Annotated in this window: 9 protein-coding genes; 4 read left to right on the top strand and 5 right to left on the bottom strand. The window is 47.5% G+C overall.

Going from position 1 to position 13,806, the window contains the following annotated elements; translation table 11 throughout:
- Positions 1-24: 24 nt before the first annotated feature.
- The 4 genes from AC1VYS_RS04765 (at position 25) to AC1VYS_RS04750 (ending at position 2,256) form a co-directional block, all read left to right on the top strand.
- Positions 25-243, top strand: coding sequence for a bacteriocin immunity protein (locus AC1VYS_RS04765; RefSeq protein ID WP_482913223.1), 219 nt, complete (start codon positions 25-27; stop codon positions 241-243).
- Between the two features lie 25 nt (positions 244-268).
- Entirely contained in the window at positions 269-787 is a 519-nt protein-coding gene (locus AC1VYS_RS04760; protein ID WP_482913222.1) for a hypothetical protein, read from the top strand.
- Positions 784-1,197, top strand: coding sequence for a hypothetical protein (locus AC1VYS_RS04755; protein WP_482913221.1), 414 nt, complete (start codon positions 784-786; stop codon positions 1,195-1,197). Before AC1VYS_RS04760 ends, AC1VYS_RS04755 begins: the two co-directional genes overlap by 4 nt.
- A gap of 267 nt (positions 1,198-1,464) precedes the next feature.
- Positions 1,465-2,256: a formate/nitrite transporter family protein gene (locus AC1VYS_RS04750; protein WP_482913220.1), complete on the top strand. Its 792-nt coding sequence runs from the start codon at positions 1,465-1,467 to the stop codon at positions 2,254-2,256.
- 231 nt (positions 2,257-2,487) lie between these two features.
- On the opposite strand, the gene AC1VYS_RS04745 is transcribed toward AC1VYS_RS04750, so the two are convergent.
- The 5 genes from AC1VYS_RS04745 to AC1VYS_RS04725 all read right to left on the bottom strand — a co-directional run bounded on the left by AC1VYS_RS04745 (position 2,488) and on the right by AC1VYS_RS04725 (position 13,485).
- Positions 2,488-2,946, bottom strand: coding sequence for an acetyltransferase (locus AC1VYS_RS04745; RefSeq protein ID WP_482913219.1), 459 nt, complete (start codon positions 2,944-2,946; stop codon positions 2,488-2,490).
- Between the two features lie 266 nt (positions 2,947-3,212).
- On the bottom strand, positions 3,213-8,186 hold the full coding sequence (locus AC1VYS_RS04740; protein ID WP_482913218.1) for a DUF5724 domain-containing protein: 4,974 nt from the start codon (positions 8,184-8,186) through the stop codon (positions 3,213-3,215).
- Between the two features lie 31 nt (positions 8,187-8,217).
- The gene (locus AC1VYS_RS04735) at positions 8,218-8,637 is read right to left on the bottom strand and encodes a hypothetical protein (RefSeq protein ID WP_482913217.1); all 420 of its coding nucleotides are present in this window, start codon (positions 8,635-8,637) and stop codon (positions 8,218-8,220) included.
- 370 nt (positions 8,638-9,007) lie between these two features.
- On the bottom strand, positions 9,008-11,134 hold the full coding sequence (nasC, locus tag AC1VYS_RS04730) for an assimilatory nitrate reductase catalytic subunit NasC (RefSeq protein ID WP_482913216.1): 2,127 nt from the start codon (positions 11,132-11,134) through the stop codon (positions 9,008-9,010).
- A 38-nt stretch (positions 11,135-11,172) separates the two neighbouring features.
- On the bottom strand, positions 11,173-13,485 hold the full coding sequence (locus AC1VYS_RS04725) for an FAD-dependent oxidoreductase (protein WP_482913215.1): 2,313 nt from the start codon (positions 13,483-13,485) through the stop codon (positions 11,173-11,175).
- Positions 13,486-13,806 lie beyond the last annotated feature (321 nt).

The following is a 13,806-nucleotide window of genomic DNA, read 5'->3' as shown; positions in this document are numbered from 1 at the left end:
TTATTCAGGAGGTTCGGTACAGTAATGTCCAATCATGAACATCTCGTCTTATTCGTTCGCAAAATTATGAACGCGGAAGGAACGGAGCAAGAGCTCGATGATATGTTGACTGAAGTGCAGAAAGCTCTTCCTTATGCGGAGGTCAGTAATCTGATTTTCTGGGATGAACGCGAATTAACTGCGGAGCAGATCGTAGAAGAAGCACTTCAAGCTCGCTCAATACAGCTCCCGCCCCAATCATGAACTTATGCAGGAGGTCATAATATACATGTCTAATGAAGAAAAAGATGTTGCAATCGGGGCTCTGGATTTAAACTTAGCCACTTCAGAGGAAAAACAGGAAGCACTCCGTCAGATCATCGAATTACATGATCCTGAACTCACTGCGCAGGTTCTTGCTCTTAGTATGAATACGCACGAGGAAGATTTAGTACGCATCGAAGCTTGGCGTGCACTAGGTATGGCAGAAAATTCTCCCCTCTTGCCTAATATCCGTGAAGCAGCAGGTCAGCTAGTACGTAATCCAGAAGAAGACGAGGATGTACAGATTTATGCTCTACTAGCGTTAGCCCTTCTCCCTGTTACCGAAGTTGAAATCCAGCTAGCTCAGGAGGTCATTGAATCGGAAGCCTACATACTGCTTCAAAGTGCTGCTTTTGATATTGTAAAAGCAAACAAACATCTACCGCATGCTGTGCTGGCGCTGGAATCACTCCAAACTCATTCCGAGTTCGGTACTTCGGCAGTACGGGAACTTCAATCTGTATCGGGACGTGATCAGTCATGAGTTCAAGTGATGAACAGCGATCGCCAGAGCAAGCTGGTCAACATTTAACAGAGGAAACGACTAAGGCAGTATATCTAACTCAAGGCGAGATTCATGCCATTCAGAAGGCACTTCTTTTTCTCAAATTCGAATGTGAAGAGACCGCCTCTTTGTTGTACTCAGGCAGTCCCTTATTAAATAGTTCTCTTAGCAAGCTGAGAGAAGCAGACATTCACGGCGAATTTTCCAATCAGTTCCACTCTCGCCCTAATCCTCATGCGGAAGCGTTTATGCGTGATAAGCTAGAGCGTTCCTATGCCGAAGAGCATGTTCCTCATGAACGGACAGAAGCACAACTGAATGACATTTGGCAGAGTTGCATGTTCCCTTTTCCCGTGGAGCTATACAAGCGGGGACTTGGTCCCAAATAGCTTAAAGTCCTTCCCCTGTGGAAGGGCAACCTACGTGAGTTGTTTATACATTAAGTGTTTCTGCGTTATATGCTTCTGCGTTAAGTGTTTTGTGTTTAGCTTCCCATCTTGATGTTTTCTGTAGAAACGTACATAAAGCCAGCCCAGGCATTCTCGGACGATCTAATAATGTATAGTTTAAATTCTTTCATTTCGGTCCACTATTGAAGCGAATTACAGGTATAATGTAGAAAAGTTGGATGATTCATTACATACAGGAGGCGAATTATGGAAACGGAAGGTTTACGGGGCGTCGAGCAGCTTGCTCTAAAGAAACATAAGATTTACAAACAGAGCCTGATTCGATATCTGGCGCGTTCCATGCTGGCCAGCATGTTCATTGGCTTCGGCGTAATTGTGGCATTTAAGACAGGTAATTTCTTCTACATGGAAGAATCCCCATTTACATACCCTATGGCAGCCATTACGTTCGGTGCGGCAATTATTCTGATTGCCTATGGCGGCGGTGACCTATTTACAGGTAATACGTTCTATTACACCTATGCGGCATTACGCAAAAAACTGCGCTGGTTTGAAGTGGTTAAGCTGTGGATTGCGAGCTACAGTGGAAACTTGATGGGCGCGGCGGTATTTGCCCTGTTGATTTATCTTACGGGACTATTCGATTCGGCACAGGTGAACGGTTTCTTACTCAGTGTAGTCGAGCACAAAATGGAAGCTCCAGCGATGCAGCTCTTTTTCCGCGGAATCCTCTGTAACTGGCTTGTGTGTCTGGCGTTCTTTGTACCGATGTTTATGAAAGAGAATGGCGCCAAGATGTTTGCCATGATGCTCTTTGTATTCTGCTTTTTTATCTCGGGATACGAGCACAGCATTGCGAATATGTGTACGTTTGCGATTGCGCTTGTGTTAAACCACCCGGGCACAATCTCGTTCGGTGGTGTGATTCACAACCTGGTACCTGTGACGCTCGGTAATCTCGTAGGGGGCGTGTTGCTGATGGGCTTCATGTACTATGCAGTGAACAAACCGTTCCTGGACGATGAAGAGACACATTAATTTTCGAAAAAAGGTCCTCCTTCCTGCCCAGTCTAACGACAGCGGCCCATGGTAAGAGGGAAACCCAAAACCCCCGGTGGTATCTCTCCTGCTCTGGAGATACCACCGGGGGTTTTACTTTACCTGCTGTCCATCCGGAGATAAAGGCGGATGGACAGGTTGTTCAATCATCCAAGTTTCCTGTACAGATTGCTTTATGATCTACTGATATAACAGATGCTTCACCCTGAATTAGGCCCCTGCTCGCTTCATCTCCAGATGCAGCAACGGAAACGGATTACCCGAGCTGTCCAGTTCGGATCGTCCTGTCTGCACAAATCCCAGCTTTTCATAAAACCTCGCTGCATCCTCATTCTGCTCATTCACATCTACTCTAAGTTCTGTACCTTTGATTTTCATCGTTTGATGAATCAGAAATCGCCCGACGCCTTGTCCCTGAAAATATTCGTCTACAAATAACATTTCAATAAAGCTATTGTCCAGACCGATAAAAGCGATCGGTTCCTGCTCGTTATCCAGTGCTTCCCAAACCTCTACTTGCTTCTGTTCCAGAGCTTCACTCACCATCTTTTTATAAAATAAAATGTGATGCTCCTCCAGAAAGGTATGTGTTGCTCGAACAGCACGCTCCCAGATCTTAACCAACTTGGCATGATCCTGCTCCCGATAAGGTACCATTAACATGTTCAATTCACTCTCCTTTGTCAGTAAACATGATGTAATGATGTAGGCATATAACCCGAACAGCTTTATTTTCCGGTAGGCTTACACCCAATTCCTGCGTATATCTTAGCATATTCGATCCCCCTCGACACCTGCGAACAGCATCACAACAAACCAACACGCAGATCATGTCACTTTTGTATATCCAAACGAAACGGTATAAACAACAGACCGCCTCCAATTGAGGCGGTCTGTAATCATTCATCTGTTGTCATTCATCTGTACATGTGTGGTTAGTGCTGCAACTGTGCCAGAATCTGCGGATCTTTGATTTTCTTGTCCTCAGCCAGCAGCGCGATCTTGGACAAAATCTCAGCGGTTCTTGGATCTTCATCCAGGAATGGCAGGAAGATTCTTCCGCGATGCTGGCTATGCACAGGCACGATATACATTGCACCAGTGGCCTGCTTGAAGACATTACCGCTTCCCAAATGAACGGCATATTCACCCAGTTCACCTTCGATTCGTGCATAATTGCCGTCCAAACGCACATTATCCAGCTTGAGCAAACGCAAAGACTCACTCACAATGACATGTCGCATCTCTATGGTCGTCAGACTTGCCTCCGGGTCCACACCGCCCACATGTGTGATGCTAACCACGAGATCAATATCACGCATGACCTCTGAGAAGAACACCTGTGGTACATCCTTCAATTCTACAGGTTTATACGTGCGACGATCATAGAATTGAACGGTCTCCAGCGTAGGTGCTTCGGTATCCGCCGGTGAGAACCAGTCAGCCATCGCATAAAGATTGGCGATTAAGTTGTGCTCGTAACTTACCTTCTGCAGTCCCTCTTCATAACTTACGGTCCACTGACGCCCTTTCAGCAAGCTTACCGTTTTATTTGGCTGAATCTGATAGCCTGCGTAGCGGCGAGATACTATGCCTTGAGCAAGCTCATCCTCATTAGGCAGATACAGTTCGCGGAAAACCTGCTTAAACGGCTGACGCTCCTGACGATTGAACAGATCCCGCTGGAATTCGCTCCACTTGCCGCTCCGATACAGATGTAGCGGATGTGCAATCAGCAGCTGATCCTCTTCATTCAAAACGTGAATAACTTCCTCGGCTCCCGGAGCAAGCAATCCACCGGCTGCAGCATCGAATCTTCCCAGCTGTTCACCCGATTTGAAAATCAACGTTTTCAACAACGGACGAATAACCGGATTGTTCATCAGACTAGCAATCTCCTGGCGCCTAAAGGAAGTGCCTGCGATCATGGAACGTTCCAGTTCCTGCCTAGCCCGTCGATACTGATCCACAAGATCGGATTTCAACTCTTTCAACTCTGCAATATATCCGTCCTTTTTGAAACGAGCTGGGACTGATTTCAGCACTTTGCCCTTGCTGACAATTACCAGATCCGACTGACCCTCCTCATCAATCACAAGGTGAGCCGCCGTATCTTCATCCAGTGCATGTGGTTCGAAGTAGGATTTCACCTCATCCAGCTTACGCGCCTCCATGTCCCACATCAGACGTGTTACATCGGCATACCCTGCGTTCCGTGCAAGATTCCCCAGTGCAATCTGGGATGCCAGTCCTTCACTAGCACGTCGCTGCGCTCCAAACTGCTTGCTCTGGAGCTGGAACTTCTGGATAAAGTCGTAGCGTTCTCTTACATCCTGATCCCGTTCTTCTGCCAGTGGTATGAGACTGTAGGTCAGTAAGTGATCCTTGTTGCGCTTGTCTGCAACCGAATCATACATTTCCTTCAGACTGAGTTTGCCAAGTGCCGCATCAGCAAACAATTGTGATCTGCGATGGTTGGCTCCGCCAGAGATATATTTGGCACAATCGTACAGCAGGTTGAACCGTTCTTCTCCAACCTCAGCATAAGCCTCTTCAAACCAAGCGATATCGAAGGCACCATCATTAAAGTCCTGCGGCGTAATTGGAGAATAATGCGCAACAATTGTCTCCTTCTCCGCACTGAATTGTTCATTAATGTGAGCATGGAAGTACCAAGCCGCACTACGGAGCCCTTTCCAGCCTAGATGTTTCGCCACAAGTTCCATCCATTGCGGTGCATACATGGCGGCCTCCAGCAGCTTTTTCTCCTTAACCGGATACTTCTGTAGGAGTTCCGCCAGCAACTGCTCATCTTCCCCAGCCCTTGGATGACAGTGCTTAATGAGATAACTGAACATTTCTTTACGCGTTGTATTACCTTCACCGTAACTATAAATATACCCACGAACAAACGTATCCTGATCCATGGCCGCAACCAGATGCACCCAATGTTCCATGCCTTCAATACGTTCCAGTTTCATAGCCAGATTACTCACTTCAGTAGATAGTTCCCCCCGGGTCAGTTCAATCTCCAGAATACGATTGACCACCGTATCGCGCAGATAAACCAGCTTCGGATCATCTTTGATCCGCTCTGTACGCGCGGAGGTCATGTCACGAACGAACAAATAACGGGACTGTCCCACCAACAGCTGACGGTAGATCTCCTGATCATTAATCAGCTCTAATTGATAGGCTCGCAGGAAATCATCAAGTGACAGGAGGGACAATGGATGGTAAGGCTCTACCAGATGAGAGAATTGATAAGCGGTTTGGAAGTATCGCTTGAAGCTCGCGTCGTCATACACGGCATTCCGGACGATATATTTCCACGGGTCTGTCAGAATCTGAAGCATTCCCATTTCCTTCTCCATTTGCTCTGCAGGCATACTTAAAATAATGGAACCCCATGCCTTTTCTGCAATCTCGAAGATTTCAGCTGGATCACTATCCTGAAATGCAGCCGAGATCAATGCATGAACCTGATCCTTATATGGCAGTGTGCCCATTAACTCGTGCAGCTTCACCATCTCATTCAATGAATAGGTCTGTTCGGCAAATGTTTTGCGCCAACCCTCTAGTAACGGCATCTTTCTTAATTGGTCATAATCATACTGCTCTCGATAAAAAGAATAATGTTCATCCAATGTGCCGTTCAGCTTGCCTAACTGCAGTTCGACATATAACTGTAGCAGCTCAATGCTGCTTAGACCGTTTTGCTCGAAATATTGCTTCCACACTTCATCCAATGGAAATTGATCCAGCTGTTTCATGTTTGACCGCTCTCCATAAGGAACTTTAGAGCGAAGACTTGTCCCCACAAGCAGTGTATCTTTGTAACCTGCATAATACTCCACGACATATTCATGATCCCTGTGCTCATGAACCAGTTCATTCAATCCTTTCAGGAAGGCACTGATCTTATCCAGAGAAGCACTAAATATATCCTTCGGCTTGTAGCCAGAAAGGTCACGTTCTTCATCGAGCAGCGGTTGCCGTTGATTCGGATCAAATAAACCATACCCATTGGAGGCTGTGTAACGACTTCCTTCTTCAAGCAGTTTGTCCAGCAGTTTCTGTTCCTTGGCCGTAGGCTTCTCCAGTTCTTCTGCGAATGGCTTGAGCTGTTCCAGTTGCTCTGCACGTGCCGTATCCGTTTTAATCTCCGTTAACAGTTCAAGTGCACCCAGACGTTGCAGCTCATTCTTCGTTTTTAGTAATCGTTGAACTGAATCTTTCAACTTCTCAACAGGTTGCAACAACAGGGCTTGAATCACCTTTTGCCGGAGTGACCCCGTCTTGAGTTTTAACAGTACTTCCATCTGCTGCAGCTCATTTTCGGTTAATACCAACTTTTTCACTTTTTGCAATGCACTTTCACGGTTACTCATGCTTTTGTCAGACAAACTTTCAAACACAAACTGGCGCTGCACCTCGTGATCAGGCTCTTGCACAAACTGCGACAGAAGCTCTCCGCGCATTTCGGGGCTTAATCGATCCTTGAGAGCAATGATCTCAGCAATCCATTCCGCATCCATATCATAAGCAGCCAAATACAACATTTTTTTGATGACGTCATCACTAGCGATCTGATAGTGCACAAAATCCAGCACACCTGAAGGCCCGCCTACACCGCCCTTAGGAATGAAGTCCAGCATCTGTTTGAATTGATCAAAGTCATGACGGCGTGCCTGTTTATCTTCAAGCACATCCCAGCGAGGCACATAGACACTACGTTGGTGCTCTCCCTCTTCAAAGCTCCAATTATGCGAATACGCCGCCGTATAATTTTGCACAACCCAGTGCATTAGTTCTGGATGTTGCACACCCAGATGATTACGCGCCATAGCAAGACGAAGCCCGAGGTACTGGCTATTGGCCAGAACGTACTGAGCTACAATCTTCTGGTACATCTCACCCTGATCCATGATCTCTGTAACCTTAGGTTGCAAATCATTCTCTTCAATGACCGCTGTGGCCCACAGGCTGATGAACAGTCTATTAGCGTTTTTCTCCTGTCTCCACGCCTCACGAACATCCTCATTCACCAGGGCCTCATAGGCCTGTTCAATTAATTGTGTCGCCACACGCTGGTTGGCCGCTTCAATCCCGATCCCTGTCCATACCCCCAAGGCTCTTACAACCGAGCTAAACCGAATGAGATTGTTGTCCAGGATAATTTTCAATATGTAAATATACGCTTCAAGCGTACCCTCATCCATTCGTTCCACAATGCTCTGGCGAAGCCCTTCCTGCAATCTTGCTGCAATTAGAAGCTCACCAACCATATGATACGCATCCACCTGTTCACTCATAAAAATGCCTTTGATCATCTCATTTGTCAGTAACGCAGCCTGATTATCCCCATAGATAATATCGTGCAGTGCCTGCTTGACTTCAACGTTCGAATGATCCAGTTCATAGGCAATACAGTCCGGCAGTACCGAGCGGAATTCATGCTGGTTAAGCATGTTTGGCTCACGAACGGTCAGATACTCTATCAAACTGAATCCTCTAGCCTCCATCCGGAATAATCCGAGCAGCTTGCGCATCACATGAACGACGTGTTGTCTTGGATCGGATGTCCGGAAAGGTCTGCGTTCATAGCTTGTACTATATGGGTAGAGCGTCGCACCTTCGGCAATATAACGGAATTTGGCAACAAACCCGTCAGAGGTCAGATGCTCAAGCACCTCAAGGATTGGCTGGAATAATGGCTGCTGCGTCTCCAACGCAAGGCTGATAAGCTGTCTTTCTATACTAAAATAGTCCCCTTCATCCCCACGCAAGTAAGTTGACTCTGCCAATGTTACCATGTATTTCGCTATTTCCAGCTCGGTGCCTGTAAGCGCACCTGCTCTCTCCTGTAATCCCTTTATATAAGCTTGTACCTGATCTTCCTGATTCATCCTGTTCTCCTCCTTATCATCCTGCTTCTCCCTACCACAGACGTCCGGCTAACATTGTGAAGCGGATAAATGTCACATGAGCTCCGTCCTCAATGCTTATCACATCATCCAGCTCTGCCAACTCTTCATCATTCAGAAACACTTTGTATAACCCATCTTCATAGGCAAGGATCGCGGCTTCCTTCGCTTCCCCGAGATTGGGAATACCCTCGCCATGCACCCTACCAAAACCCACTTTTCCCGTAGCTCCCTGCGCATCGATATCTTCAGGCATAAGATAGACAAGCATCGAAGCCGCATCTTTCCTCTCTTGAAAAGCTTGCACCTGCTGTTCGACCATACTCTCGATAAGCAGCCGAAGTGTGCGGGTTGTTTCCGGAAGTTCCGCCGCTTGTTTGGCGAGAGCCGGTTTACGTTTGCCCAAACTTTTCACTGTAATCCATACCTTCAAAGCATCGCTCCTCCTTTTTCATTGACTTCATTCATAACTTGCTTCACAGCTTCTTCCATAGCTTTGCCTATAAAAAAAAACAATTTATTACAAATGTCTACATCCCATTCAATCAAGAGTTAATACCCGAAAGCAATAGATTGCAAAACACACCAAATACGTACATATGTACCCCTAATGAACATCATAACTAAATTGTTCTTCTCTTTCATGGGCCAATATTCATGTTTCCATCGAACCAACGAACTAGGGCGTGTCTCGCCCCCCCCTAAAGCCCATTTGCACTTATAACGCAAAAAGCCGCTCCACCCCATGAAACATCATGAGATGTGCAGCTATTCAATCTTTTAACGATACGTAAATAAATGTATTAGACCAGTCGTAAGGGCTGAATTGTTACCGCTGCTGTTTTGAATCCAGGCATTCGGCAGAAGGGGTCCAGATCAGGTCTTGTTGCCCGGTTCACATTCTGGATCCCCCCCCAGTGCATAGGTACAAATAGCGTATCCTCACGGATGGATGCCCTGATTCGTGAACGAACAGTAAAGCTGCCATAGGCTGACTGAACCTCTACCCACTCCCCGTCACGAATGCGATGACGAGCAGCCGTCGACGGGTGAAGCTCAACGAAGTTTTCTAATTCCCGCGCCGCCAGTGCCGGACTTCTACGCGTTTGCACACCGGTTAGATAATGAGGAAGAATGCGCCCATTGGTTAGAATCAGGGGAAAATCGTCCGAGACATCATCCCAGCCCCGGCTTGATCCCAAAGTAAACGTAGCCCTACTGTCAGCATGTGCAAATCGATCATGAAACAGCAGACCCTCGCCCCGATCATCCTCGGAAGGACAAGGCCAGTATACTCCTTGCTCCTTACGCAGACGTTCATACGTAATCCCGTAATAATCTGCTACCCCGCCGCGACTTGCAATCCGCAGTTCGTTGAATATATCCTCAGCCTTCATATATTGGAACAACGAACCTTTACCCAGTTTCTCAGCAATGCGGCACAAAATGTCCCAATCATCTAATGTTTCTCCTGGTGCAATCCTTCCTTTTCCCCGCAGAAGAACCCGTCCCTCCAGATTGGTGAGTGTGCCTTCATTCTCCATATATGCTGTCACTGGCAGAACAAGATCCGCCATTCTGGCTGTTTCGGACAGAAACATATCGGCTACAACCAGAAAATCAAGCTTGCGAAGTCCCTCTTCCACCAAACGTACATTTGGATTCGAAACGACCGGATTAGAGCCCATCACGAGCAATGCACGAATCTCCTGCTCATGGATTCGTTCCATCATCTCATAAGCCGATACACCTTTGCCTGGCAAAAGAGCTGGGTCTATTCCCCAGATCGATGCTATATATGCACGATCCTCCTCATTTTCAATGGAACGATAACCTGGAAGCTGATCTGCCTTTTGCCCGTGTTCTCGTCCACCTTGTCCGTTTCCCTGCCCGGTTATGGCACCATATCCACAGCCTGTTCTTCCGATTTTGCCAGTCGCGAGCACCAGATTCAGAAAATGCCGAACAGCCATATGTCCATCCGTCTGTTGCTCCACCCCGCGTGCCGTCATGACCATGCCCGTTTGCGCTTTACCATAAGCCAAAGCTGCCTGACGAATCAAGTCCAGTTCAACTCCGCATGCTTCCGCGGCCTGTTCAAGCTCTAAAATTTCCATCTCTCGCACAAGTTCCTCGTATCCGGTTGTCCGTTCCTGAATAAAGCTAGAATCGGCCAACCCAGCATCCATAATGATCTTCAGCATCGCATCAGCCAGAATTGAATCCATACCTGGCTTTACCTGAAGGTGAAGATCAGCAATGGCTGCTGTTGCCGTCTTGCGAGGATCAATCACAATCATAAACGTTCCATTTTCCTTGGCTTCATTGAAGTACGGTAACAGCGTTGGCTGACACTCCGCTATGTTCGTCCCTGCCAGAATAATACACCTGGCTTTGGGAATATCCGAGAGCGGAAACGTTAAACCGCGATCCATTCCGAAAACTTTACTGCCCGCAGAAGCTGCTGCTGACATGCAGAAGCGACCGTTATAATCGATGTATTTGCTACGGAGTGCCACCCGCGTAAATTTCCCAAGCAGATACGCGGTTTCATTGGTCAACGAACCGCCGCCGTATACTCCTACGGTATCTAAGCCATAAGTCGCTTGGAGCCGTTGCATACGATCAGCAATCGTCTTTATCGCTTCATCCCATGAGCAAGGCTGCAGTTCTCCCTCGCGGCGAATGAGCGGATACATTAGACGCTCGGAACTAAACACTTGCTGGTGAGCATTCATGCCCTTTACGCAGAGTCGACCCTGCGAAGCTTTATTAGGCAAGCCCTGAACCGTATACTCCGCTACACTCTGACCTGCAACGGGAGCAGTAAGTTCTTCTACGGACATCTTGCATTGCACGCTGCAATAAGGACATTGAGTCTCTTTTACATATAGCTTAGACGTAGCTTGTTCCGTATCTATCGCTTCCATCATCACCCACTCCTTCCTATTCGAAATATTCATTAAGATCACGCTCTCGCCTGGGCAATGGGCACTTCAGAAAGTGTCCCAGCTCCTCCTTCAGCATCAGTTCCGCACTCTTGTATACGATTAAATGTAAGTTCCTGCTGTAACTGTGTATCCAAAAGCGTTTTCCGAATCGACATGATTCCAAGTCGTTCCGTCCACACCCATACTGGTTCATCAAACCAAGCCGTTTGCCGATACCATTGCAGACAGGCCGATGCGAGAATGAACGCTTGCTGCTCCGATTCGACTGTCCCGAGTAGAGAGCCTTCCTTCACCGGATGCCCAGCATGACCTCCGACATAAATTTCCCATCCAGCCGGAGAAGCCTGTAGTCCTAAATCCGCAACCAGCACATTCACCGGGGATCGAGAATCCCAGGCAATAGCGATGTTCACTTCGGAAGGCATCGTTGCAGTTTTCCAATAAGTACGTAGTCTCGTCTCCAGCTCACTTGCAGAAATACTGGAAGCCAATGATGACACATGTCGTTCCGAATAGATGTGAACCATCCGATCATGTTCCTGCGCAAGTTCCCCTTGTAAATCTTCCGAGTCCAGTCCGTATGGGTCTGTTTTCAGTTCTGTTTTCACATCATCTTCTGTAGAAGACAGTATGAACCCTGAAACATAAACATAATAGCGAATTGCAGGAAGGCATACCGGACACCCGTGTTCCGAATGCCAGTTCAGCCGCTTCAACAGTGAACTGATCTGTGCTCTTTCCAATGGAAGGACTGGAGATCCAAAGTTCGCGATGCCAACTTCTTTGGAAGATGTCCTCAGGATTACGCTCACCTGATCCTTCAGCTCTTCATGACTCATTTCCGTACAGTGACATACAGGCAGGATAACAGCCTTCTTCTCCGCACCGCCTGATTCAGCACTTGTGCTGAAACCTCCATCAAGCTCTACACGTTTCGCGTGTTTCAGCAGCGCAGCCACCATGGGTTTACAGCCGCCGCATGAACCTGAAGCTTTCGTTTGCTCTTTCACTTGTTCCTCGGTCTCCAGACCTTGCTCCTGAATAGCTTTCATAATTACTGCTTTCGTTACATTGTTGCAAGCGCAGACCGTTTCCTGACTTGGAAGAGCAGCAGCAGCCGTCTCTGCTGGATCTGTTGCGCCTTCTTTCGGAGCTGGAGCCAGTTCAGCTACATCCGCTCCACGCTGCACCAAGCTCAGCAGGGCTGTACCCTCGACCGTGTTGCCAAACAAAATGGCACCTCTGACCTTGCCAGCTTGCATCAGCACTTTTTTGTACGTGCCCTGAATGCCATCCAAGTGCTGAATCGCCGTTTGCATTCGGTCACCGCTGATTTCGCCTGCCGAGAAAACATCTACCCCCGATACTTTCAACTGAGAATAAGGGACAGAACCCGCATACCCCGGCACCTCCTGTCCGCACAATGTGCGCGCCAGTACCTTCCCCTGCTCATACAGCGGTGCTACCAGACCATAACTGATCCCCCGATGCTCTGCACATTCTCCCACGGCATATATATCAGGTACGCTGGTACGCATATGATCGTCAACCACAACAGCACGTTGTGTGGCAATGCCGCTTCTCCTGGCCAGATCCACATTCGGCCGAATTCCGACAGCGACAATGACAACCTGTGCCTCAAGCTTCGATCCATCTGTGAACAGCAGCCCCTGAGCTTGTGAACGTCCGGTAATCTTCTGCGTATTTTTATTCAAAAGAAAGGACATGCCCTGAGCTTCAAGCTCACGCTGAAGCATCAACGCAGCCTCGTAATCGAGTTGTCGATTCATAATATAAGGCGCATTATGAACCACCACGGCTTCCATCCCCAGATGCAGCAGCCCCCGTGCTGCCTCCAGCCCAAGCAAACCTCCACCGATAACAGCCGCTTTGCGGTACGTCTTGGAGTAATCTGCCATACGGGTACAATCGTCAATCGTGCGAAAGGACATGACACGTTCCTTATCGATCCCCGGAATGGGTGGAATGAACGGAGAAGAACCCGTCGCGAGGATCAATATGTCGTATGTTTCCTTTTTGCCAGATTCCGTCTCGATCAACTTGGTACGAGGATCGATCCGTTGCACAGTCTCACCTGTACACAACCGGATATTACGCTCTGCATACCAGGTCCAGTCATTGATGATGATGTCCTGTATGGAATGTTCACCCTGAAGAACTTTGGATAACATAATGCGATTGTAGTTAGGCCGGGGTTCCGTCCCGTAGATGACAATCTCATACGTATCCGGTGCCAGGTTAACAATTTCTTCTACACATTTCACTCCAGCCATGCCATTGCCGATAACCACCAGTTTCTTTCTACTCATGGGCCGCCCCCTATCCCTTTCACATCTGCAAACTAACAGAATAACCCCTTTTCCATTAAGGGAAAAGGGGCACCATTGCCTCCGAGCTCTACACGCCATTGTGCAGATTCTTATTAAATTCAGATTAATTGAATTTAAAATATATGTCAACTAAATTGACATAGAATATTGAAAATTAGGTTATGAACTAATTATTTCAAAATTTAATGTTATTTTTGTTGACATTACCTTTTTCTCTTTTTATAATTTGAATCAAAATCACAGCGATGTGATCATCTCAGAAGCGGGAACACAAAGACGTGTACCGCCTGTCGGCAACGG

This window comes from Paenibacillus sp. G34, assembly GCF_056856875.1.
Note: the sequence above shows the minus strand (reverse complement) of the source record. Positions and strands in the feature narration are given on the sequence as shown.